The organism is Keratinibaculum paraultunense (genome assembly GCF_016767175.1).
Lineage (GTDB): Bacteria > Bacillota > Clostridia > Tissierellales > Tepidimicrobiaceae > Keratinibaculum > Keratinibaculum paraultunense.
Genome location: NZ_CP068564.1, coordinates 1,735,516 through 1,761,449, shown reverse-complemented (window position 1 = coordinate 1,761,449; position 25,934 = coordinate 1,735,516). Strand labels below are relative to the sequence as shown.

Genomic DNA, 25,934 nt, shown 5'->3' with positions numbered 1-25,934 from the left:
AAGTTTTCCTGAGAAAACGGATAAATATTCAAGCATAATAGCTGAATATTAACATATTCGTATTTCTTGAAATTATTTTGCAATATTTGTTAAAAGTAAATATACTTTATTTTATAGTATCATAGCATATTTTTTTTGACGAGGCAATACTCTATATTTCTAGACAACCTTAAAGAGTAAATATATTTCGAGCAAAATAATTCCCAAAAGTATTATGGGATATACTAAATCAAATTTAAATATTGCGTAAATTGTAGAAAAGTGTCGTAATTTTATTGGAGGAAATAGGAAATATTTGTAGAAATATATAATAACATTTAAAAGTTTTATAAAGATAAAAAGATTCAAAAAAGGGGAGGCATAAAAATGGTTAATGTTTTAATTTCTTTGGTAGGTTCAAATCCAATACCTATATATTGCTTGAATAAATATCTGTTAGGAGATTATAGAACAGATGAAGAACTTAAGCGAATTCCAAAGCCTAATAAACTGTTATTTGTATTTTCAGAGGATACAAAAAAATATTACGAAGGTATAAAAGAAAGATTAGGAGATGAATATAAAAATATAATAGAAGTTTGTAATTTGAAATCCAATCAAAATTATGCAGATTTGATAGAAGAACAAATACAAACTAAATTGGATGAAATTAATAAGAAAGAGAAAATAGAAACTATCATACTTAATAATACTGGTGGAACAAAACCCATGGCGATTTATTCTACTATGGCAGTTTATAAATTTGCACAAAAAAATCGAAATGTTCAGGAAATAGAATGTTATGTAGATCCGATACAAAATAAAGTTAGATTAAATAGCTTGCTTAATCCAGAAAAATACAATTCAAGTAATAACTATTTGCCAGTGGATAAAGATTTAAGATTTTATTTAAAAGATATAAGTATGGAAGATATATTAGTTATGCATGGATTGCCACTCAATCATTATGATGAAGGAAAACTTTTGCCTAATTCTTATGAAGATATAAAAATAGTTTCCAAAGAGGAGATAAAAAATTTTAGTCATAAAATAATTAGCAAATATTGGGAAGAATACACTGAATTTTTTTCAACATTAAGGAAATTAGAGGATATAAAGAAAGATTATGAATTTTATCAAAAAGCATTGAAGGAATATTATGATGTAGAATTAGGTAAAAAAATAAATCCACTAAGTTCACAAAAATTTAAGGAGATATTTAGTAATTATCTAAAAAAAGAAGAAGAAAAAGTAAAAGAAGAAGAAAAAGAAAAATCATCGTGGCTTGAAGATGCATTACCATCAATAAAAGATATCATAAAGACTGTTACCAATAGGGATAAGGCTGAGAAAATTTATAAATTTTTATCGGGAACTTGGTTAGAACATTATCTAATGATAGCAGTAGAAGAAGCTATAGAGGAAGAAGGATTAAAAGATGAAATTAAACTTTATCATTCTTTTGTGTGTTATTTAGATGAAAATTACAAGAAATCTCAATTTGAGATTGATTTAGTAGCATTAAAAGGATATCAAATCATTGTATTTACATGTACTACAGATAGTACAAAGGGTTTGACTAAATCTAAATCTTTTGAAGGACTTCATAGAGTAGAACAGTTAGGTGGAGAACACGCAAAGCTTTGCATTGTCAACATGAGAGAAGGCAAGGAAGAATTGGATAGAGAATTGGTAGGTTTCAATTCTAATTTTTATAAGAGCAAAGAAATTATATCGAGAGAAGATTTAAAGGACTATGATTACTTAGTGAAAAAGTTAAGAGATATATTAAAAAAGTAGGTGATATATATGAGAAAAGGGATTATAGCTTTATATGATATTACAGAAATTCAGAACTATGTATATGGTTCTAATAAATTAAAAGATAATATTGGAGCATCAAATTTAGTAGAAAAATGTTTCGATTGTTTTTTTATAAATTCTATAAAGAAGTTTTACAAAGAAGAGAATTTTAGAACAAATTGGGATCAATGTACAGAGTGGAAATATGAAGATGACCCAAATTTAGTAGGAGAAATTGTTTATATAGGCGGTGGAAATGCTTTAGTTGTGTTTGAAAATACTGAAATATGGAAAAAGGTGAATTATGAGTTTTCGAAGATGCTTATGATTCAAGCTCCAGGGTTAAATTGTGTGACAGAGTATGAAGAATTAGAGTCTAATTTTGGGGAAGTTTTAGATAGATTGTTTAAAAAGATGAGCTTAAAAAAATACTGTTATAATTCACCAATTTTTACAAAAGGATTGTGTATAACAAAAGAATGTAGTGTAACAAAAAATTCAGCAGTTATAAATCAAGATGGATTTTTATCTTATGAGATATATATGAAAAGAGAAAATGCTAAAAGTTTTGAAGGGGAAATAGATATTATAGATGATTTAGCAGGAGAGAAAGGTGATAGATATATAGGAGTTGTTCATATTGATGGTAACAATATGGGGAAAAATATAGAAAAAATCATAAAAGAGACTTTACAAAGAAACAATGATTATAGACAAGCTATAAAAGCTATTAGAGAGTTTTCTATTTTGATTAGAGAGTCCTATGAAAAGGCATATGAAAATATGAAAAAAGCTTTTGAGTGTATTATTGAAAAGACAGAAGAATATAAAAAGTTATTTCCAAATAAGATACCATTTAGAAAAATTTTGATAAAAGGCGATGATGTTACATATATTTGCTATGGTAAGCTGGCTATATCTTCTGTAGAGATATTTTTTAAGGAATTAAATAAAATTTTTAAAGAAAATGAAATGACTAAAAATTTAAATGCATGTGCAGGAATTGCTTTTGTAAAGCCACACTATCCTTTTTCTTCTGCTTATGAGATTTCTGAAGAATGTTGTAACAGTGCAAAAGCAAAAGCTAAAGCAATAAATGGGAGTGAAGCTGGATTTTATTTAGATTTTCATATTTTAAGAGGGGGAATGGTTGAAAATTTGAGTGAAACCAGAAACAAAATATACAATGTTCCTTATTTAAGTCATAAAGAAGAAAAGGATTTTGAATACTATAATTTATTGTGGAGACCCTTCGAAATTTTAGGTGACAAAGATGAAAAATATGATTTTGAGTCTATAAAAAACTTAATGGAAGATTTAAGATACATACCACGATCAAGACTAAAAGATTTAAGAGAAGCTTTTTTATTTGGTCAAGAAGAGATAAAGGAAAATATTTTAATGATGAATAGAAGAGGATATAATTTAAAATTTAAAGATGAAGAAGATATATTTATCGATGGGCAAAGCCCATATTTTGATGCTATAGATTTTATGGAATTGTATGATGATTTATTTTAGAAAGGGGGAAGATTAATGCAGCTTTTATTGGAATTGCTATCAGATACTTGCATTTCATCTGGTGAAAGCATTGCAGGAATTATAGATGTAGAAGTTGAATTTGATGAATATGGTATTCCTTTCATACCAGCAAAAAGAATAAAAGGGATACTAAGAGAAGCAGCAGAGGATATCAATTTAATATGTGATGATAAATATAGTGATTACATAGATAATATATTTGGAAAACCAGGGGAATGCATACCAGGAAATATGATTTTAGAAAATGGTAGATTAAAAGATTATGAAGAAATATCAGATATGGTTAAAAGAGGTCAAAAATCTAAAGAGTATGGAATATTGTTTAATGAGGAATTTATAAAAGATAGTTTTACCTACATAAGATCTCAGACTGCCATTGATAAATATGGTGCTGCAAAAAAAAATAGCTTAAGAAATATAAGAGTTTTGAAAAAAGGATTAAAGTTTTTGTTTGATTTAGAGATAGAAAAAAAATACGTACAATTTTTAAACCAAGTTTGCAAGATGGTTAGGCATATAGGATTAAATAGGACAAGAGGATTAGGGGAAGTAAAACTATCTTTAGTGGAAAATGATGAAAATATTAAAGTAGGAATAGAAAATGCTAAAAAAGTAAACATAAGAAAGAATAGGCTGAGCTATAAAATAAAATTAAAAGAACCATGTGTTTTAGATACAGATTATATATCGGGAAGTTCTATATTAGGTATTTTTGCTAGCAGATATATAAAATTCAATAATATAGATGGAAACAATGCCCATAAAAATGATGAGTTTGTTAATTTGTTTTTATCTGACAAAGTTGTATTTTCAAATGCATATTTATCTATAAATGATGAAAAATTATTGCCTACTCCAGTTATTTTTTTAAAAGAAAAAAATTCTCCAAGGAAGGATATATACAGTATATGGGATGATGAAGACAAGCAATATAGTTCACTACCTTATGATTATGGGATTTTAGAAAAGGATGTTTTTAAAGGACATAATGTTGAAAGATATATCAATTATCATCATAGAAGACCTGATGATAAAACTATTGGAAGTCCAGTTGAGAAAGATGGAGATTATTATCAATATTCTTGTGTAAAAGAGGAAACAGAGTTTAAAGGGGAGATTATTGGAGAAGAAATTTTTTTAGATAAATTTATGAAATTGTTTGAGAATGATAAAGCAATATGGATAGGAGCTTCTAGAAATGCTCAATATGGAAAGGCTGAAATTGAGTTTCAAACATATGAAAGAGATTTATATGATATAGATATTGAAGATAACAAAGTAGCTATTTTATTCACATCTCCCATGATAGTACGAAATAAATTTGGAATGTATAGTACAAGCAAAGAAGATTTATTGGAGGAACTTGGAATAGAAAAACATAGGGACAATATAGAAGTGTATTTAAAAACTGTAGAAATAGGCGGTTTTAATTCTAAATGGGGGCTTCCCAAAGAAAGAGTTGCAGCTATAAAAGAGGGCAGTGTTATAGTTATAGAGGATATCCCTATTGATGAAGTGTATGAAATTGCAAATAGGAGTTACGGAGAGAGAATCAATGAGGGATTTGGAAGGGTTGAGATTATAAATTGGAATTTAGAAGACGAGTTAATTTTTATGGATATGAAAATGTATTCAAATACTATGGAATTAACAGAAATGGAAATTAAGGAATGTAAACATGAATATATTATAAACAATTCACTAGAAAAACTTTTTATAAAGAAAGTGATTAATTTGTATCTATCAAAGAAAGATTCCTTAAATAAATTTAAGACTTTTATTTTAAGAAGAGATATTTCAAATAATATTGTTGATAATCTTTTAATTTATTTAAGTACATCCAAAAGCTTTGAAGAGTTTGATGAGCAGTTGATAGAGGCAAGTAAACGTTCCAATAGTGAATATGAGAGTATAAAAAGTTATTTAATGGTAGAAAGTAGTACTGCATTGAAATTTCAAGATATAATACAAAGTGATTTTATAAATAGCAACGACAACAAAACTATTGATAATATATTTAAGACTGAAATTGGAATGGATTTTTTACAAAATGAAGATCAATTTAAATTATTTAAAATATATTTAAATAAAATATTAACCATGTTGAAGTATGATAAAAGAAATAGAGGTGATTAATATGGGAAATAAAGATACTAATAGGGTAGAAAAGGTTATTTATATAAAAGGGAAACTAAAACTATTGTCACCATTGCTTGTAGGAAATGGAGAAAGAGAATTTACAGATAATGATTTGATTAAAGATTCCAATGGAAATCCATTTATACCAGGAACAAGTATAGCAGGTTCAGTTAGAAATTATATAGAAGAAATTTTAAATGAAGAGAAAGAATCAATAGATATCTTGTTTGGAGGAGAAGAAACTGGATCTAATCAGAGTTTGTTGTATTTTTATGATTCCATATTGATAAAAGAAGGAACTATTTCAATGAGAGATGGAATAGCTGTAAATGACTTTATAAAAGTTGCAAAAACTAATGAATATGCAAAGTACGATTATCAGATTTTAGAAAGAGATAATGAGTTTGATTTTAAGCTAGAGCTATGTTTGAGAAATAGTTTTAAAGATAAAGAAAAAGATATATTAAAAATTTTGGCTATAATAATATCTGAATTGGAAAAAGGAAATATTTATATAGGTGCAAAGAAAAATAGAGGATTTGGAAATATAAAATTAATAGGTACAGAAATTTTAAAATTTGATTTTGATAGTTCAGAAATGAAAGAAAACCTGTTAAGAGAATTTTTGGAATTTAACTGGGATAAAAAATTTTTTAAAGTGAGTAAAGAAGCCTTTAAATCAGGTAATGAATTTATGGATTTAGTCAAGAAATGCGAAAATATGAATATTGATACCCATATAAAAGTTCCCCTTAAAGTTAGAGATACTATACTCATAAGAGATTATATAGTTCAAAACACTGATGTAGATTCAAAACAATTAGATTATGATGATAGATTGATAGTTCCTGGAACTACTTGGGCAGGAGCTATAAGACATAGAATGTTTATTATTTTGTATGATTTAGGATTAACAGAAAAACAGGCAAAAGAAAAAATTGAAGAATTGTTTGGATATGTTAACAAAGATAAAAAGTCTAAAGCTTCAAGGATAAGATTTAAAGAATCTGTAGATTTAGATAAGTCTAAGTTTATCAATATAAGTAGAACAAAAATAGATAGGTTTACAGGTGGTGCATGTTCTAAAGCATTGTTTGAGGAGAGAGTAGCGGTAAATGGTGATGTATTTTTAGATATTTATATAAAGGCTCAAAAACAATGGGAAATAGGATTATTGATTTTAAGCATATATGATTTAATGAGCGGGATGTTAGCTATAGGAGGAGAAATATCTGTGGGAAGAGGGCTAGTTGTAGCGGAGGATGATTTTTCTATCAAAAGAGAATCAATTTTAATTAATGGACAACCATTGTGTAAAGAAGATGAGAAAAAATATTTCAAAGCCCTTAAAGAAGAGATTGGAAGCTTTGAAAGTATATAGGAGGTGTTTTAAATGATTGAATTGAATTACAGCATGTCAACCATTAAATCATCTGTTAATAATTGCAATATAGATTTTTTCAATATGAAAACAAGAATAAAAGAAATATTTAATGAAGATACAGCCTATATTTTGTTGAAAGAAAGCAATGAAGTTTCAGTAGGTTTGTATAAAGACAAAGATTTTATTTTTAAGACTGAAGTATTGCAAAACCAAGATTTATTTATAGATATGAGGATATTTAATAATGAGAAAGAATTATATATATGGAAATCAAAGGGCGATTTTAAGAATAGGATTAGAATTGACAATGAAGGCAAAGAATATGATTTTTATGATGAAGAATTATTACTTTGGGGAAATAAAATTAAAAATGATGGAATTTTTATGGAATTAGAAGAAGAAAAAATAAAAAAATATCATATTCCCATTAATGAAAATGTAACTAATGATAATGAAGGGAAATTGGTGATTAGAAATTATATAGGGTGCAGTGAGGAAGACGGTATGGCTATAATTGAGGATTTTAGATTGCTCGATATAAAACTTTGATTTGGAGGAGATATTATGTCATGGAAGGAAGATAAAAGTAAGTCTTTTGTAAATCCATACAATTTCATATCAGCTTATGGAAAATGTAAAAAAGACAATAATATAAAAGAAATTGTTAAGGATAGAGAACTTATATCGGGTGTCATAGATTGTACTTTGATTACTAAGACATCTATATTCATACCTAATACAACAAATAAAAATGGGTTAAATGTTGAATGTGAAGATAAAGACCATAAATCTTATGATTTTTTTTCTTATGAAGATTTGAACAAAATTAGCTATAAAGATGTAAAAGAACCAGTAATTCCAGGTAGTTCTATAAGAGGTACCATAAGGACTATATATGAAGCTTTAACAAATTCTTGCTTTTCAGTGATAGATGATAAAAGAATTTTATCAAAGAGAATGTCAGATGCAAGTAAGCCAGGGATAATAAAAAAAGAAAATGATGAATATGTTTTATATGCTAGTGAAAAATTTATGGCAAAGTACAAAGAATGTAAAAATGATTCTAATGAACGATTTTGTAAAAAAAAGTATTCTAATGGACAAAGGGTTCTTTTTAGACCAGGTTCAAATTATATTAAGAAAAATAAAAGAGGGGAATCTATTATTATAGGTACTGTTGTAGAAGATATAATTCTATATGATGCGGAAAAACAGCATGAACTTAAAGATTATAAGGAAGGATATGTTCTTTTAGGAGGAGAATTTTGGAATAAGCATCATTTTTCCATCATAAGTGCAGAAGGTAATTCGAAAAAAGTTGTTAGTAGAATGGATAATTTAGATAATCTTAAAAAAGTAATAGCTATATATAAAGACAATATTGAAAAGAAAAATGAAGAATTGGAAAAAGAGTTTGATGATTATGAAAGAAAAATAAGTTTATTAGAAAATGAAGAAATTGATGCTATACCAGTATTTTATAAAAAAGTAGGAAATAAAGATGGATTTATATATTTATCTCCGTCTTGTATTACAAGGGAAGTTTATTACAATACAATTGAAAAGATTTTAAAAGATATGGGTGATTATAATCCTTGTGATGATATAAATAAATTATGTGATGCTTGTAGTTTGTTTGGGATGGTAGGACAAGAAGCCAATTCATCTAGGATTAGGTTTACAGATGGAAGATATAAATCTAATGATAATGGAATTTATGATGATATAGTTACTCTGAAGGAATTAGCTACACCAAGAATATCTTCTACGGAATTTTATATAAAATCTCCAAGGGAGACTTTGAAAGATGCTGAAATATGGACTTACGATTATGCTGCAAAGTGGAGTGGAAATAGAAAAATCAAAATAGAGGGTTTTAAGCCTGAATTGAGAGGACGAAAATTTTATTGGCATCATAGAGAAGGATTAACAGTGAAAAATAACAAATGTAATAAAAGGAATGTCACTATAAGGCCAGTTAAAAAGGGAGTAAAATTTGAATTTAAAGTATTTTTTGAAAGGATTACAAAAGATGAATTAAATAAATTAGTTTGGGTTTTGAATTTAGGAGATAACAGTGGAAAATCAAATTACTGTCACAAAATGGGTATGGGAAAACCTTTAGGTCTAGGAAGTGTAAAGATAGTTGTTAATTCAGTAAAAAAGAGAATTATAGATTTAGATACAGTTGATAATGCATATAGATATGAGGATATAGAAATAGATTTACCTAAATTTAATGATGATGTTTTGCGAGAGGTAAAAATAGCGACAAATTTAAATAGTATAAAGGGTACAATTTCTTATCCAAAAGCTATAGATAAAAAAGGAAAAGAGACTATTTATAATTGGTTTATAGCAAATAAATGTTTTAATGGAGGAACGGGGACTAAGCCTAAAATAAACAAAACATTATGTAAAGTAACAGAAAAAGATTTAACATTGTCTTTTTATAAAGAAACTGCTAATGGAAGAAATAAAAATAAATAAACAAATTATCAATATTAATTGAGCAAAGGGGCGATTTTTATTATTTTATTATTTATTTTTATAGTAGCCTTAATAATATACTTTTTTATTGATAAGAGAAAGTATGAAAAAAGTAGCTATAAAAAAGAAACAAATAAAAGTTATTCTCAAGTTAGGTTTGATAAAGGTTTTAATGGTGAATATTTAACTTTCGAAAAGTTAGGAGAGTTAGGTGGATATTCAAAAAAGTTGGCTAATGTATATATTCCAAAAGAAGATGGTACTACAACAGAAATAGATTTGATATTTATTCACCAAACAGGAATATATGTTATAGAATCTAAGAACTATAGTGGTTGGATTTTTGGGGATGAAAAAGACAGATTTTGGACTCAAACATTTAAAAATGGCACAAAAGAAAAGTTTTATAACCCAATATGGCAAAATAATAGTCATATAAAGTACTTGAAAGAGCTATTGAAGCATAAAGGCTATAATATCAAGAACGAAAACTATAGTTCTATAATAGTTTTTAGTGAAAGATGTACTTTAAAAAAAATACAAACTTATTCTAACAATGTATATGTAGTGAAAAGAGAAGAACTTGTAGATATCATGAAAAATATTATGAATGGATTAAATCAGGTTATATCTCCGGAGGAAATTATAAATATATATAATACTTTGAAGCCATATACAAATGTTTCGGAAGAGTTAAAAAGAGAGCATATAGATAATGTAATGGAGTATAAGCAAAGATAGAATATTGAATAATAAAACTATAAATAAAAAAATAGTGATATCAATATATGAAATAGGGGATTATAGTTTATCTATAAGGAATTTTCAAGCTCTATTAATTTCACCTATAATTATTGATTCTATAGGTGATTTTTTTATTTTTTAAAAAAGTCAACACTTTTCACTTCTCATTCGTCTAATAAGTAAAGACATCAAAAAAAAGAGGAGGGGTAAATTGATAGATAAATTATACAAGGATTATTATAATAAACTTTTGTGGTATTGTATGAACCTCTCCAGAGGCAATACTTCCGCTGCAGAAGACATAGTACAGGAGACCTTTTTAAGAGCACTTGAAAATGCACATATTCTTAATCAATTGACAGAGGCTCAATGTGGTTCTTGGTTATATAAAACTGCAAAAAATATATTTATTGATAATGTAAGACATATGGCAAATAAACCTATAAAGGAAGAACCTTTATTTAAAGAAGATGATTTAAGTAAAATTTTAGTAAGTCAATTGTGTGCTCATTTACCAGAAAATGAGAGAACATTGTTTTGGATGAGGTATATAGAAGGATATAATTCTACTGAACTTGGCGAGATATTTGATTTACCCCCATCAACTGTAAGGTCAAGATTATCTTCTGCAAGGAAAAAGATGTCTAAAATATATTTTATGGAGAAAGGAAAAGGTGATTAATATGGAAAAGAAAAAATTAGTAATTAATGCTGCGGTATGTGATGCAAGAAGTGTATCAGAGGCAACGTTAGATTCCTACAAAGAAATAAATATAAATGCAGCTACTGTTTTAGTAACTCAAGAGACGAAAGATATTATGGCAAAATATAATGTAAATATGAATGCAGCAGAGGTAATGGAAGTTCCCAAAGAAGCTGAAATTATGATTCAAAATGGTTCCTATGAAATTTTAGATAGCACTATGTTACAAAAACCTACCGTATTAATTGTAAATGGTAATTTAAATATAGACACAAAATCTCAAGAAGTATTAGACAAATTTATTTTAATTCAAGTAAATGGTCAACTTTCCTATTCTACTAATATAAAAGATAAATTACCTCCAATTAAAGTAAATGGCAGTATAGATTCTTATCCTGGAGATGCAATTAGACTTAAAAGTAAATTAATTTTAGATAAGACATTTATATTAAGAGCAAAAGGTGAAAAATATTATGTAAAAAACAAAGTTGTTATTCCAGATAATGATTTGGATATAGCTTATTTAAAAGAAATAGGAGCTACATTTATTACAAAAAAAGCTATTATAGCTGAAAAATTGCTAGAAGAAGCTGTAGCTTTATTTGATGAACATGTAAAAATAAAAGTTATCCCTGATGGCCTCACCTACACAAGTGAGAAAATATTAAATAATAATTTAATAAAAAAATATGGGGATAAACTATATGTAGATGGAGACTTAATAATAAATAATGAAAGTGAAAATGCATTAGATAAATTAACAAGGCTTAAAGTAGAAGGAACTATATTTATTAATGAAAAATTTATTGATAAACTTAGTACTATAAATCCAGAATACAATGATATAGAAATAATAAAAGGAGCTAGCATAGGAGATAAACCTTATTTAACTATCGATAAACGAAAATTAAATAAATATCCAGAAGGACTTAGAGTTTTCGATTGTGGTATTGTAAATATAAAAGAAGATATAGATCCAGATGAAATAGAAGAAAAATTAGAATTTGTAGATTGTGGAGTTATAAATTGTAGTGAAGAACAAAAAAGTGCTGTAGAGATTGTTTCAAAAGATGTAGGAATGATTACAGATAGACCAATAGATAAATTCAAAGATTTATTAGGTGGTTTTGGACTATCAGATAAGGATACAAAGGTTATTAATGCTGCTAATTATATTATGTAGTAAATGATTATATTTTTAATAAAAAACTAATATTTAAACAACGGTAAGAATATTCTTACCGTTGTTTACTTCTATAACATATATGCAATGTTATATTATATAATTATTAGAAATAGATATAAAAAATTAAAACAATGGTAAAAGATTATATGAACCGTAGTTTTGTATGAAAGTGCTTGTGGTATAATCAATACAATATTATAGCTGAATTATTTACTTACCAATGGAGAAAATAAAGCCTCTTTAGAGATACTTATATTTTTGAAACAAGAAGGATTAAAAGGTGAGATATTACATGGAAGTGTAGATTATATTTCTAATAAAATAAAAAGTATCAACGATATTATAAAAGCGAATAAAATACTGAAAATATAAATATAGGAGTGATAGGTAAACCTTCCAATTGGCTTATAGTCTCTCAGGTGGATTATGAAAATTTAAATAAAAGGTTTGGAATAAATGCTATAGAAATAAATATCGAAGAATTAATATATGTATTGGGTACTCACTTTGAATCAGGGATAGGAGTTGCAATTCACGGAGAAATTCCAGAAGGATAAGCTATCTTGTTTAGATTAAGCAGTAACTTAGAAGACTATTTTTTAACCAATCCTATGGGGAATCATCATTTAATTTGCAGAGGAGATTACGTAAGGCTTGTAGATGAATTTATGTGAAGGAATAAATTAAACTTCCTAAATTAAAATGTAAATTTTATAGAAAATTTACTGGGAAAAAATTGTTGGAAACGATTAGCCAAATACAAATGGTAAATATTATATTAGTTTTAGTGTAGAATCTTAATATGTGAAAGCAATAAATTAACATATAAATATGAAAAGAAATTAGCAAAACTACAAAGACAATTATCTAAGGAACAAAAAAGGAAGCAAAAATTTTAACAAACAAAGAATTAAATATAAAAGGGATGGTTAAAAATCCAAAACTAGCAAAATCAATACACGTAGTCAAATATGCAATAATTGTAATTATAAAAAGGAAAAACAAAAAACTTATCTATAAGAGAATGGATTTGTCCCCAATGCGGTACTTACCACAACAGAGATATAAATGCTAGTATCAATATATTAAACCAAGGACTAAAGGATTTATAATTAGTGGTGGCACATCCATTAAATAAATTAGGGTAGGGACTATCCGAATTTACGTCTGTGAATCGCTTTGTTTCTTTACCTAGATAAGTAGGTTACTGGGTCAATGAAGCAGGAAATTCTAGAATGCACCAGGGACGGATCTTTTTGCATTTTTGTAGTACAGTTTTTATAGAATATATTTTAGACTTGTAGTAATGAAAAAGCATAGAAGATGGATGGTTTCTTGCAATTTTTGTTTAATATTATTGAATAATAATAAACAAATGTCGTCGATCTAAATTTTAGTGATAATATCAAGGGTAGAAGCTTTAAAAGAAGATATAATTTTTAATAATTTTGTAGATATATATTTATCAAAAAAACACAAGAAAAGTACTTGAAACACATATATAAATGGATTTTATACAAAAGTATAAAAGTACATTTATATGTATAATTATACATAATAATGAATAAATGTCGTCGATCCTAGGTAGTGCAAAAACCCCTGAAGATCGACGACAAAATATTTTTTGGAGGAAATAGCATAAAATCAATATCTATACTATAAAATTCAAAAAAGAAGTAGTAAATTTTTTGATTTTTCCTATTTGACAAAAAATGAAAAAAGTAGTAATATCAATATATGGATGTGTTTATAGTCTACCTATAAGGAATTGAAACGATGAAGTTGAAGTCGATATTGAAGTAATTCCTGGAAGGTTTATAGTCTACCTATAAGGAATTGAAACAACTTTTCAATAAAAATCACCTCCTAACCATTGAAATGAGTTTATAGTCTACCTATAAGGAATTGAAACATGTTTTAAGTATTGAAAAGGTGTAAAAAAATGTTTGGTGTTTATAGTCTACCTATAAGGAATTGAAACCTTAGGAGCTGTCAGATCCCTTGAAGTGACTTTTAGAGTTTATAGTCTACCTATAAGGAATTGAAACAATGAAAGCTTTTATGTGGGGAGACTTGCAACTACATGTTTATAGTCTACCTATAAGGAATTGAAACTCTTCCTTTTACTTTCATACTCTTCCCACGATTTACGTTTATAGTCTACCTATAAGGAATTGAAACTTCATTTAGTAATTTTGTTCCTACAAATGATGGAAGGGTTTATAGTCTACCTATAAGGAATTGAAACTCAATGGTTTTGTAAACTGAACTATAATGGCAACTGCAGTTTATAGTCTACCTATAAGGAATTGAAACACTATTGCCTTTGATACTATGGCCAACGAATATGCCAAGGGTTTATAGTCTACCTATAAGGAATTGAAACTCCTATGGCAGATGAAGGCTATGACATGAAAAATATAGTTTATAGTCTACCTATAAGGAATTGAAACTCATCTTACACACTTCTTTTCTATTTTCCCTCTCTGGTTTATAGTCTACCTATAAGGAATTGAAACTCGCTAACTCTCCTAAAACAATTTCGGCAAATGACAGTTTATAGTCTACCTATAAGGAATTGAAACTAATTTGTTTTGATGTTATTTTGAGAAATTTTGTTGTGTTTATAGTCTACCTATAAGGAATTGAAACGATATATAACATTTTAAATAAGCAGTTTCGCCTAATTGTTTATAGTCTACCTATAAGGAATTGAAACATTTCTTCAACTTCAATGATTTCATCTATGCTAAAAGGTTTATAGTCTACCTATAAGGAATTGAAACTTGCATACTTCCAACCCTCCCTAGAGCGTAAAGCTCGTTTATAGTCTACCTATAAGGAATTGAAACACTCTTTTACTTCTTTGGTTAATTCTGATATTGTTTTTGTTTATAGTCTACCTATAAGGAATTGAAACACTGCTGTGTCTAATATAAGTTTCAATCCTTTTTCTAGGTTTATAGTCTACCTATAAGGAATTGAAACGCGAGCAACACAGAAGACAGGGTCCTTTACGGGCAATGTTTATAGTCTACCTATAAGGAATTGAAACTCTTTGACAGAAAGATTGAGTTTCACCCATTCCCAGGCGAGTTTATAGTCTACCTATAAGGAATTGAAACTCTAACTGGATAAATGAGAAAAATCTAGGAAATATAAGTTTATAGTCTACCTATAAGGAATTGAAACGCAACCCAGTAAACACCTCCATACCCTTCACCAGCTAGTTTATAGTCTACCTATAAGGAATTGAAACTTGTTTTTCTTTGTGTTGAGCGTTGGTATGGTCAGGTTTATAGTCTACCTATAAGGAATTGAAACTTATGACGCTGCAAAAGCCATTTCAGTAAATGCTATAGTTTATAGTCTACCTATAAGGAATTGAAACGCTTTTAAGATAGCAGAAGTATTTGACGAGCCTATTGAGTTTATAGTCTACCTATAAGGAATTGAAACTAATAATTTCTATTCCTTCATCATGTTCATTAAAGCTAGTTTATAGTCTACCTATAAGGAATTGAAACTGTCCATTAACCTACCTCCCTAAGTTTTATCTCCATTCGTTTATAGTCTACCTATAAGGAATTGAAACGAAGAAGCTGGAAAAGTCTCCCCTACTCCCCCATCTAAGTTTATAGTCTACCTATAAGGAATTGAAACTACCCGAAACAGTCAGCCAATACATCGGTATAAAAGAGTTTATAGTCTACCTATAAGGAATTGAAACTAGATAAATATGACGGAAACATGAACTTGTATGATACTGTTTATAGTCTACCTATAAGGAATTGAAACCAAGGATAAAATCCCCAACTTGTAGATATGGAACTGGTTTATAGTCTACCTATAAGGAATTGAAACATTGGTCTAAGGCTTTTTTAAATCCATCTCTTGCATAGTTTATAGTCTACCTATAAGGAATTGAAACTGCACAGGAGGTAAAATTGGATAAAAAAATAGTACAAGGTTTATAGTCTACCTATAAGGAATTGAAACCCACCTACAGTGATACCATGTTCCTGCTATATTCCTGTTTATAGTCTACCTATAAGGAATTGAAACTCTAACATATCTAGTTTACTTTGTAACTTTTCTTTTTGTTTATAGTCTACCTATAAGGAATTGAAACCCATTCCTATGAGAATAAAGAGAAAGATGTATTCATCTGTTTATAGTCTACCTATAAGGAATTGAAACTGCTTCTTAGTTTTCCACTTACCGAGGTACCTAGATAGTTTATAGTCTACCTATAAGGAATTGAAACACAGGAACGGTAATAGATGAGGAAACTAGAAAATCTAGTTTATAGTCTACCTATAAGGAATTGAAACGGGGTCAAATTAGAAACGGATACAGAATATGTGTTTGTGTTTATAGTCTACCTATAAGGAATTGAAACACTCATGCGTACATTCAAGCCATTCTTCCTGTCCTTTGTTTATAGTCTACCTATAAGGAATTGAAACTGGTCACTCAAGCGGTTGTTGTTCGCTATACAAAGACGTTTATAGTCTACCTATAAGGAATTGAAACTAGACGAATTTGGGAAAAGAAGGTCCATATCTATAGAAGTTTATAGTCTACCTATAAGGAATTGAAACCTACCTATATCAATGAACGAAGTCAGTTAGTATAAGGTTTATAGTCTACCTATAAGGAATTGAAACGCTTCTATTTTTTGAATACTTAACATTTACAACACTCGTTTATAGTCTACCTATAAGGAATTGAAACTAAAAATATAGGCAAGGAGATAAAGCCCCCATTGCTAAGTTTATAGTCTACCTATAAGGAATTGAAACGGCTTTCCCGCCTTTGTTGTTCCTACTTCTGCGGAATGGTTTATAGTCTACCTATAAGGAATTGAAACTCATATTCCTTTAGAATTTTACATACTGAATAATCAGTGTTTATAGTCTACCTATAAGGAATTGAAACAGGGTATGTATTTTTAACTATGGTATTACATACCCTTGGTTTATAGTCTACCTATAAGGAATTGAAACACCTTCCTGAAGAAGTTTGGAGGAACATTGATACTAGTTTATAGTCTACCTATAAGGAATTGAAACTAGTATTGATATCCCCAACGCCCATCGCTATATTTTAGGTTTATAGTCTACCTATAAGGAATTGAAACCCTCCCTAACGCTCAACCTGCTACAGCAGGTAATAAAAGTTTATAGTCTACCTATAAGGAATTGAAACAACTATCTATAATCTTTTGTTCTCTCCTCAATCAATCGTTTATAGTCTACCTATAAGGAATTGAAACATCTAATCAGTAATACTAGAGTATGGATAGTTAATTAGTTTATAGTCTACCTATAAGGAATTGAAACAATATAAAGTCTAAATTTAATCCTATGGATTCTTTCCCGTTTATAGTCTACCTATAAGGAATTGAAACCAGCATAACCCTTTTTTTCTAGTTTTTTAATAATATGTTTATAGTCTACCTATAAGGAATTGAAACATTAATCAATTTTGATTATTTTAAGAATATTATGGCTGGTTTATAGTCTACCTATAAGGAATTGAAACTTTTACCCGTCCGCTGGTGGTGGAAGGAGTAAAGGGAGGTTTATAGTCTACCTATAAGGAATTGAAACGATGAAGAATATTTAATGTCTAAACCTATTTCAGATTGTTTATAGTCTACCTATAAGGAATTGAAACTTTTGTAAAGTCTACCTCTACCATAAAACCATAAGTTTATAGTCTACCTATAAGGAATTGAAACAAAAATATCAATATGAAGGAAATCATGAAGGAAGCACATGTTTATAGTCTACCTATAAGGAATTGAAACGTATAAGTAGGATAATAATGTACATTATTTTAAAAAAAGTTTATAGTCTACCTATAAGGAATTGAAACTGGTGTACCCTTTTGTTCGTCTCTCCCATACTAGACACCGTTTATAGTCTACCTATAAGGAATTGAAACTTTATAGCCGTTTCTTCTGTTTGACTATGAAATTTATTTGTTTATAGTCTACCTATAAGGAATTGAAACGATGGATCTCGTATGTTTTTATAGTTGAATCTGCCATACCCGTTTATAGTCTACCTATAAGGAATTGAAACAGACAAATGCTAAAATATTATAGCACCCAAATGGGTGGTTTATAGTCTACCTATAAGGAATTGAAACTATCCACTCTCCTTATAACCTTCTTGTTACTATTATATAGTTTATAGTCTACCTATAAGGAATTGAAACAGTAATTATTTAATTCTTTCAACATTTAACTCACTCCTGTTTATAGTCTACCTATAAGGAATTGAAACAAGGATATATACCAACGAAAGGAAAGCGACCTATTGAAGTTTATAGTCTACCTATAAGGAATTGAAACATTTTTTCATTATAAAACCTCCTTTTATATTTTTATAGTTTATAGTCTACCTATAAGGAATTGAAACCAATACCTAAGTCTACTAGCAAGAAAAGAAGAAAGCGTTTATAGTCTACCTATAAGGAATTGAAACGTGATATAAATAATGTGGAAAATGAACAGATAGGGCAAAGTTTATAGTCTACCTATAAGGAATTGAAACCAGAATATTCCTAGGAATTGCAAGTTTTTACCTCTCCCGTTTATAGTCTACCTATAAGGAATTGAAACTTGACGATGTAGACGAAATAGTAGACTTTAGTATTTCAGTTTATAGTCTACCTATAAGGAATTGAAACAAGCATTTATACTTCCATCCCAATTAATTTTAATTAGGTTTATAGTCTACCTATAAGGAATTGAAACATCCTGGTATATACTAAATAAGGTCCTTTTGTACCTTCGTTTATAGTCTACCTATAAGGAATTGAAACAAAACAGTAATCCAAACAAATAAGTTGGTTTTTAAAGGGTTTATAGTCTACCTATAAGGAATTGAAACTACTCGCTCTTGTAGTTTTCCTGTCCTTGCATCAAAGTTTATAGTCTACCTATAAGGAATTGAAACTACTATCCCTTTGTAATTTAGCCCACCATTTCTGATTGTTTATAGTCTACCTATAAGGAATTGAAACTCTCTATCCTATTTTCCTTCCCTCGCAAATGCTTAGTGTTTATAGTCTACCTATAAGGAATTGAAACCTTATAAACTTCTTTATAAGATAACAACCATACTCACTGTTTATAGTCTACCTATAAGGAATTGAAACTTGATAGGGATGCCTGCTTCAATTAGCAGGCTCCCTGTGTTTATAGTCTACCTATAAGGAATTGAAACGCTATTGCCTTTGCTATTGCTATATCTCCATTTTCTTTGTTTATAGTCTACCTATAAGGAATTGAAACTGAGCTGGACTATTCCCTTTCATTTGTCCTTGGTTCCAGTTTATAGTCTACCTATAAGGAATTGAAACTTCTAGCTTCAAGCTCCAAGATCTGCGAGCTATTTGTTTATAGTCTACCTATAAGGAATTGAAACTAACCCTCCTAAGTCTAGTAGGTCCTGGGTAAACCAAGGTTTATAGTCTACCTATAAGGAATTGAAACAAGACCATATTCCTAAATCTAAAGATAAAAGACCCGGGTTTATAGTCTACCTATAAGGAATTGAAACCTATTTGGAACAGCAGTTCACAGCATATTGGAACACCAGTTTATAGTCTACCTATAAGGAATTGAAACCTCTTTCATTTTCCAAATCCAACAAAATAGTTTGTTGGTTTATAGTCTACCTATAAGGAATTGAAACGGAAAGTTGGTAGCTGTACTAAGTATGAAAGAATAAGGTTTATAGTCTACCTATAAGGAATTGAAACAAACGTAGAACATATTCAGGAATTAAACCAGATGCGTTTATAGTCTACCTATAAGGAATTGAAACTACCCTAGCAACTCAGCCATTTTCCTAAGAGATATATTGTTTATAGTCTACCTATAAGGAATTGAAACTCCAATTCCAATACTCCAAGATTGGATTGTAGTCTTCGTTTATAGTCTACCTATAAGGAATTGAAACTAATTTCCCTTCTCCATCTATAAAAAGTCCTCTCACGTTTATAGTCTACCTATAAGGAATTGAAACGTTCACCTTTGCAGCATTTTTGAATGTTGCTAGCCCAGTTTATAGTCTACCTATAAGGAATTGAAACTTGGACAAGACAGCAACAAAGGATATTGCTAAGAAGTTTATAGTCTACCTATAAGGAATTGAAACAGTAATAAATATGGTTGACTGTCAAATGACAGTAGGGGTTTATAGTCTACCTATAAGGAATTGAAACTAAAATGGGCACTCGCTTCCACGACAACTTTTAGGGTGTTTATAGTCTACCTATAAGGAATTGAAACTAACTCTAAAGAATGGAAGAAGTGTAGAGAAGCATAGTTTATAGTCTACCTATAAGGAATTGAAACCCTCTATCAGTTTGGATCACATTACATTTAATATCTGTTTATAGTCTACCTATAAGGAATTGAAACGCTGACTTCGAATCAGTTGGTCGGGGGTTCGATCCCTCGTTTATAGTCTACCTATAAGGAATTGAAACGGAACGGATCCGAGATAGAGGATGAGGAAAGCTTCAGGTTTATAGTCTACCTATAAGGAATTGAAACTAGCTAAGAAACCTATAAGAAACTCAATTTCGTGGGAGTTTATAGTCTACCTATAAGGAATTGAAACCCACATACATAAAAACCCCTACAAACTCAAATACACGTGTTTATAGTCTACCTATAAGGAATTGAAACGCTCTTTTTATCATAACAACAACTTGCTCTCTAGTAGCGTTTATAGTCTACCTATAAGGAATTGAAACTACCTTTCTTTCTCTTGTGTGCTTTCCTCCATAATTTCAGTTTATAGTCTACCTATAAGGAATTGAAACGGACTTTTACCCCTGGAGCTATCACTATATCAAGGTTGAGTTTATAGTCTACCTATAAGGAATTGAAACAAGTAAAGGTGTTGCAATTGAATTCAGTTGTGGTACGTTTATAGTCTACCTATAAGGAATTGAAACTTCAATGGGCTTTGATGCTACAAATTCAAGATATTCTGTTTATAGTCTACCTATAAGGAATTGAAACTCTTTTTGGACCAATTTGCTGCTAACCCAAAGCCTAAGTTTATAGTCTACCTATAAGGAATTGAAACAATTTTCTACATTTGATTGGAATTCTCTCATGAACATAAGTTTATAGTCTACCTATAAGGAATTGAAACTTCATGCTTTCTTCTAGCAATCTCTTGATGATATATAGTTTATAGTCTACCTATAAGGAATTGAAACTCTCCAAAAAGAAGAGATGAAGAAAAAAGATTTTTAGGTTTATAGTCTACCTATAAGGAATTGAAACTATAAGTACAAGTGGTGCTATAGACTTCTATATAGCAGTTTATAGTCTACCTATAAGGAATTGAAACTTTCAGCTTTACTACGATTAACAATTTCTTTCATTGAGTTTATAGTCTACCTATAAGGAATTGAAACATCTCTGCTTTATAAGCCTCTACTCTCCACTTCCAAAGTTTATAGTCTACCTATAAGGAATTGAAACCTGCAAAGAGATAACGAATACACAAGGTTTAGGTGCGGTTTATAGTCTACCTATAAGGAATTGAAACCTAAATGCAGATTCTATATCTGCATCTGTTCTTTTTCTCGTTTATAGTCTACCTATAAGGAATTGAAACAGTCAGCTGGTACTTCTAATCCAGCTTCTTTAATTTTGTTTATAGTCTACCTATAAGGAATTGAAACCCTATAGGTATACCCCAGTCGCTACACATTTGCTTTGGTTTATAGTCTACCTATAAGGAATTGAAACATCTCTGCTTTATAAGCCTCTACTCTCCACTTCCAAAGTTTATAGTCTACCTATAAGGAATTGAAACATAAAGATGTGCAAGTATTTGTAACACCACAAGGTCGTTTATAGTCTACCTATAAGGAATTGAAACCAGATGGTACTAGACCTAAAGATAACGCTACAAGGGAAGTTTATAGTCTACCTATAAGGAATTGAAACGTCTCTTTGTAAAGCTATCAAATAAAGCTTTGGTTACATTTATAGTCTACCTATAAGGAATTGAAACTTTTTCTTTGTTTTCTTCCTCTATTTTCTGTCTTATCAGGATTATAGTCTACCTATAAGGAATTGAAACTACACTTACATGCGTACATTGTCAAGGGTTTTAGCAAGATTATAGTCTACCTATAAGGAATTGAAACGCATTTGGGCTTGAATATGGAATGATACAAGGCACAGGGATTATAGTCTACCTATAAGGAATTGAAACAACTCACCTCACTAGCATGGACCTCGTGGGACAAAGGGTCAGACCCTTTGTCCCACGCACCAGGGATGGATCTTTTTGCATTTTTGCAGATAATTTCTATATTGAATATAGGATTAAATTAATGGTATAATAAATGTAGTTTATATATAGAGGTGATTGGATTGGGTGAGGGCATATCCAATGAACAATTATTTGAATTTATGACAAAGATGTACGGAGAAATGCAAGAAGGGTTTAAAGAGGTAAAACAGGACATAGTTAGACTTGAAAATAAAATGGATGTAAACCATAAGGCATTATATGATGGATACAAACTAACTTATGAAAAGTTGATTACACTTGAAGAAAAGGTTGATAAAATAGAAAATAAAGTTGAAAAACAAGATGTTGAAATAAGGGTAATCAAAGGGGCGAAATGATATTTAAAAACACTTCATAGGTAATATTACCTATGAAGTGTTTTTTAGGTTTAACAGGCATAATAGCAATTTGCAATTTTCACATGGAGAGGTGTAAGAGAGAAATTTATTTTTGCCAATTATATATTAAACTCCCTTAATATTTTATTTAATATTGTCTAGTTTTTTAAACTATTAGTATTGACAAAAAATTAATTATATTATACCATAAAGGCATACGGATACAGGGTACCGGTAAAAATAGATAGGGAGTTGAAAAAAATGGGAAAGAAAATTGTGATTGTTGGTGGAGTTGCTGGTGGTGCAACTGCTTTAGCAAGGCTTATAAGGCTTGATGAACATGGAGAGATTATATTGTTTGAAAGAGGTAAATACGTATCCTTTGCCAATTGTGGTTTACCTTATTATGTAGGCAATATAATCGAGGATAGGGAAGCTTTATTAGTTGAGACAGCAGAGGAAATTATGAAGAAATTTAATGTAGATATAAGGACAGAATCAGAAGTTATAAAGATATTAAGAGACGAAAAAAAGGTAGTAGTTAAAGATTTAAATACTAATAAATCCTATGAAGAAACTTATGATTATTTAATTCTATCTACAGGTTCAACACCTTTAAAACCACCTATACCGGGGATAGATGCACCTAATATATTTAGTGTTTGGAATATACCCGATGCAGATAAGATCAAAAACTATGTAGATGAAAAGCAACCTAAAAAGGCCATTGTAGTAGGTGGAGGTTTTATTGGACTTGAAATGGCAGAGAATCTTCATAATTTAGGGCTTAAAGTTACCCTAGTGGAAATGCTAGATCAAGTGATGGCACCTTTGGATTATGAAATGGCTCAAATAGTCCATGAACATTTAGTAACTAAAGGAGTAGAGTTACATTTAAAAGATGGTGTAAAAAGTTTTCAGTATGATGATAAGGATGGAAGAACTAAAGTTACTTTGCAGTCAGGTACTGAAATTGAGGGGGATTTGGTCATATTATCCATTGGCGTTAGACCTAATGGGGAATTAGCTAGAGATGCAGGTTTGGATGTAAACGAAAAAGGTGGAATAATAGTAGATAAAACCCTCAAAACCTCTGATGAATATATATGCCATAGGAGATGTAATTGAAGTAGTAGATTATATAACTGGAGAAAAAACCATGGTGCCTTTGGCAGGACCAGCCAATAAACAAGGTAGAATAGTAGCCAATAATATTGCAGGGAAAGTTAAAGAATATAAGGGGACTCAGGGGACGAGCATTGCTAAAGTTTTTGATTTAACTGTAGCTAATACTGGAGTAAATGAAAAAACTTTGAATAGATTGGAAAAGAAATATAAAAAAGATTATTTGATTTCTATTATTCAAGTTAATTCTAGTGTTGGATATTATCCAGGGGCAATGCCAATGACTATAAAATTAATATATGATTTAGAAGGTAGAATACTAGGTTCTCAGATAGTCGGATATAAAGGAGTAGACAAAAGGATTGATGTAATAGCATCAGTTATAAGACTTAATGGAACAGTATATGATTTAACAGAATTAGAATTAGCATATGCCCCACCTTATTCTTCAGCAAAGGATCCAGTAAATATGATAGGATTTGTAGCTGAAAATCAATTAGAAGGTTTGATAGATGTAGTACTTTGTAGAGAGCTAGAGGAATTGGACAGAGAAAATACAGTTATATTAGGGGTATTGTCTGAAGAAGAACTTCAAATTGGATCTATTGAAGGAAGCATAAATATACCATTGGAAAAACTAAGGGATAGACTTGATGAATTAGATAAAGAAAAACTATATATAACATATTGTGCTGTTGGATTAAGGGGATATATTGCTGCAAGAATTCTCATGCAACATGGATTTAAAGTTAAAAATTTAGCAGGAGGATTCAATATGTATAAGAAGTTTCATTTTAAGCATGATGAAATTATATCTAGTTCAGATGATATTATAGAGTTTAATGATTCTGGGGTTTCTAAAATACAACATAAAAGAACTGGTGAAGTATATAAACTAAATGCATGTGGACTTTCCTGTCCTGGACCTATAATTAAAGTTAGTGAAAAATTGAAAACATTAAATGAAGGAGATAGGCTTGAAGTTATATCTACAGATCCTGGATTTATGAATGATATAAAATCCTGGTGTAAAAATACTGGGAATACATTGATAAGTGCAGAAAAAATAGATGATAAGTATGTAGCCATTATTGAAAAAGGTAATAAATTTAAGAAAGAATCAATGGAAGAGATGGCTCCAATAAAAGATGGCAAAAATTTAATAATATTTAGCGGTGATTTAGATAAAGCAATTGCTTCCTTTATAATTGCCAATGGAGCTAGAGCTATGGGTAAAGAAGTAACTATGTTTTTCACCTTTTGGGGATTAAATATAATTAAAAAAGAAACCCATGTTAAAACTAAGAAAGATTTTATGGCTAAAATGTTTAGCAAAATGATGGCTAAAAATAGTAAAAAATTAGGCTTATCCAAGATGAACATGGCTGGGATTGGACCAAAATTAATTAGAAAAGTAATGAAAGATAAGAACATTCAATCTTTAGAAGAATTAATAGATGAAGCTATGAAATCTGGCGTTAGAATGGTAGCATGTCAAATGTCAATGGATGTAATGGGGGTAGCAGCAGAAGAACTATTAGATGGAGTAGAAATTGGTGGAGTAGCAACAATGTTAGATGCATCAGATGAATCTAATATGAGTTTGTTTATATAATGGATGGGACAAAGGGTCAATTTGGGACAAAGGGTCTGACCCTTTGTCCCAAAATTCTTGATTTAATATGTTTTCTGAAACAAATTGTGGGGTTGATTTTATATATCTTTTCTTCTTCTTACGAATTACAGATTTTAGTCCTGCTAGTTTCATTAAACGATATATTCTTTTATGATTATAGTTTTTATTCAATCTATGATTAAGATTCATAGTTATTTTTCTATAGCCGTAGATTCCGTTTACTTCTTCATATAAATCCATTATTTCTTTTATTAGAATTTCATTCTCTTTTTTTCTCTCTGTTTTCACTCTATTTAGTCATTTGTAATATGAAGAACGAGCAATATTGGCAACTTTGCATAGCAGTAAGTGTCATTAAAATTTTTAGTTTTTCTTCTGCTGTATGCTGTTTCTCTTTAGACATAATAATACTCCCCCTAAGGTATCAGATTTTTATTTTTTAATCTGTCTATCTTAAGGGGAGCATATCACTCGTCATTGGGAATGTTAAAACAGGCAATAAGGAAATTAGAGGTAACT

The 25,934-nt window shown here is 29.5% G+C and carries 15 protein-coding genes and 1 CRISPR repeat array; of the genes, 14 read left to right on the top strand and 1 reads right to left on the bottom strand.

Annotated features, from left to right (window positions below; translation table 11 throughout):
- Positions 1 to 366: 366 nt before the first annotated feature.
- From JL105_RS08610 to JL105_RS11625, 14 genes are all read left to right on the top strand, one after another.
- Positions 367 to 1,779, top strand: a complete 1,413-nt coding sequence (locus tag JL105_RS08610) for a PDDEXK family nuclease (RefSeq protein ID WP_132027453.1) — start codon at positions 367 to 369, stop codon at positions 1,777 to 1,779.
- A 9-nt stretch (positions 1,780 to 1,788) separates the two neighbouring features.
- Complete coding sequence (locus tag JL105_RS08605; RefSeq protein WP_132027451.1) at positions 1,789 to 3,303, top strand: Cas10/Cmr2 second palm domain-containing protein; 1,515 nt, start codon at positions 1,789 to 1,791, stop codon at positions 3,301 to 3,303.
- 15 nt (positions 3,304 to 3,318) lie between these two features.
- Positions 3,319 to 5,460 (top strand): RAMP superfamily CRISPR-associated protein, encoded by a 2,142-nt coding sequence (locus tag JL105_RS08600; protein ID WP_132027449.1) that lies wholly within the window; start codon positions 3,319 to 3,321, stop codon positions 5,458 to 5,460.
- A 1-nt stretch (position 5,461) separates the two neighbouring features.
- Positions 5,462 to 6,844, top strand: coding sequence for an RAMP superfamily CRISPR-associated protein (locus JL105_RS08595; protein WP_158280008.1), 1,383 nt, complete (start codon positions 5,462 to 5,464; stop codon positions 6,842 to 6,844).
- Between the two features lie 12 nt (positions 6,845 to 6,856).
- A complete protein-coding gene (gene csx19, locus JL105_RS08590; protein WP_132027445.1) occupies positions 6,857 to 7,396 on the top strand; it encodes a type III-D CRISPR-associated protein Csx19 in 540 nt (179 codons plus the stop codon).
- A 15-nt stretch (positions 7,397 to 7,411) separates the two neighbouring features.
- On the top strand, positions 7,412 to 9,337 hold the full coding sequence (locus JL105_RS08585) for a TIGR03986 family type III CRISPR-associated RAMP protein (RefSeq protein WP_132027443.1): 1,926 nt from the start codon (positions 7,412 to 7,414) through the stop codon (positions 9,335 to 9,337).
- 18 nt (positions 9,338 to 9,355) lie between these two features.
- Entirely contained in the window at positions 9,356 to 10,078 is a 723-nt protein-coding gene (locus JL105_RS08580; RefSeq protein ID WP_132027441.1) for a nuclease-related domain-containing protein, read from the top strand.
- A gap of 214 nt (positions 10,079 to 10,292) precedes the next feature.
- On the top strand, positions 10,293 to 10,763 hold the full coding sequence (locus tag JL105_RS08575) for an RNA polymerase sigma factor (RefSeq protein ID WP_132027439.1): 471 nt from the start codon (positions 10,293 to 10,295) through the stop codon (positions 10,761 to 10,763).
- 1 nt (position 10,764) lies between these two features.
- Positions 10,765 to 11,967, top strand: coding sequence for a hypothetical protein (locus JL105_RS08570; RefSeq protein WP_132027437.1), 1,203 nt, complete (start codon positions 10,765 to 10,767; stop codon positions 11,965 to 11,967).
- 383 nt (positions 11,968 to 12,350) lie between these two features.
- Positions 12,351 to 12,527, top strand: a complete 177-nt coding sequence (locus JL105_RS08565) for a hypothetical protein (RefSeq protein WP_202690488.1) — start codon at positions 12,351 to 12,353, stop codon at positions 12,525 to 12,527.
- Positions 12,528 to 12,986: 459 nt separating this feature from the next.
- Positions 12,987 to 13,082: a zinc ribbon domain-containing protein gene (locus JL105_RS11630; protein ID WP_202690676.1), complete on the top strand. Its 96-nt coding sequence runs from the start codon at positions 12,987 to 12,989 to the stop codon at positions 13,080 to 13,082.
- 633 nt (positions 13,083 to 13,715) lie between these two features.
- Positions 13,716 to 22,235: direct repeats of the CRISPR family, unit length 30 nt; unit sequence GTTTATAGTCTACCTATAAGGAATTGAAAC.
- 161 nt (positions 22,236 to 22,396) lie between these two features.
- Positions 22,397 to 22,654, top strand: coding sequence for a hypothetical protein (locus tag JL105_RS08555; RefSeq protein ID WP_202690487.1), 258 nt, complete (start codon positions 22,397 to 22,399; stop codon positions 22,652 to 22,654).
- Between the two features lie 261 nt (positions 22,655 to 22,915).
- Positions 22,916 to 23,782, top strand: coding sequence for an NAD(P)/FAD-dependent oxidoreductase (locus JL105_RS11475; protein ID WP_237722267.1), 867 nt, complete (start codon positions 22,916 to 22,918; stop codon positions 23,780 to 23,782).
- Positions 23,751 to 25,394, top strand: coding sequence for a DsrE/DsrF/DrsH-like family protein (locus JL105_RS11625; RefSeq protein ID WP_237722266.1), 1,644 nt, complete (start codon positions 23,751 to 23,753; stop codon positions 25,392 to 25,394). Before JL105_RS11475 ends, JL105_RS11625 begins: the two co-directional genes overlap by 32 nt.
- On the opposite strand, the gene JL105_RS08545 is transcribed toward JL105_RS11625, so the two are convergent.
- Entirely contained in the window at positions 25,362 to 25,703 is a 342-nt protein-coding gene (locus tag JL105_RS08545; RefSeq protein WP_132027435.1) for a helix-turn-helix domain-containing protein, read from the bottom strand. The two genes, JL105_RS11625 and JL105_RS08545, sit on opposite strands and share 33 nt — an antisense overlap.
- Positions 25,704 to 25,934 lie beyond the last annotated feature (231 nt).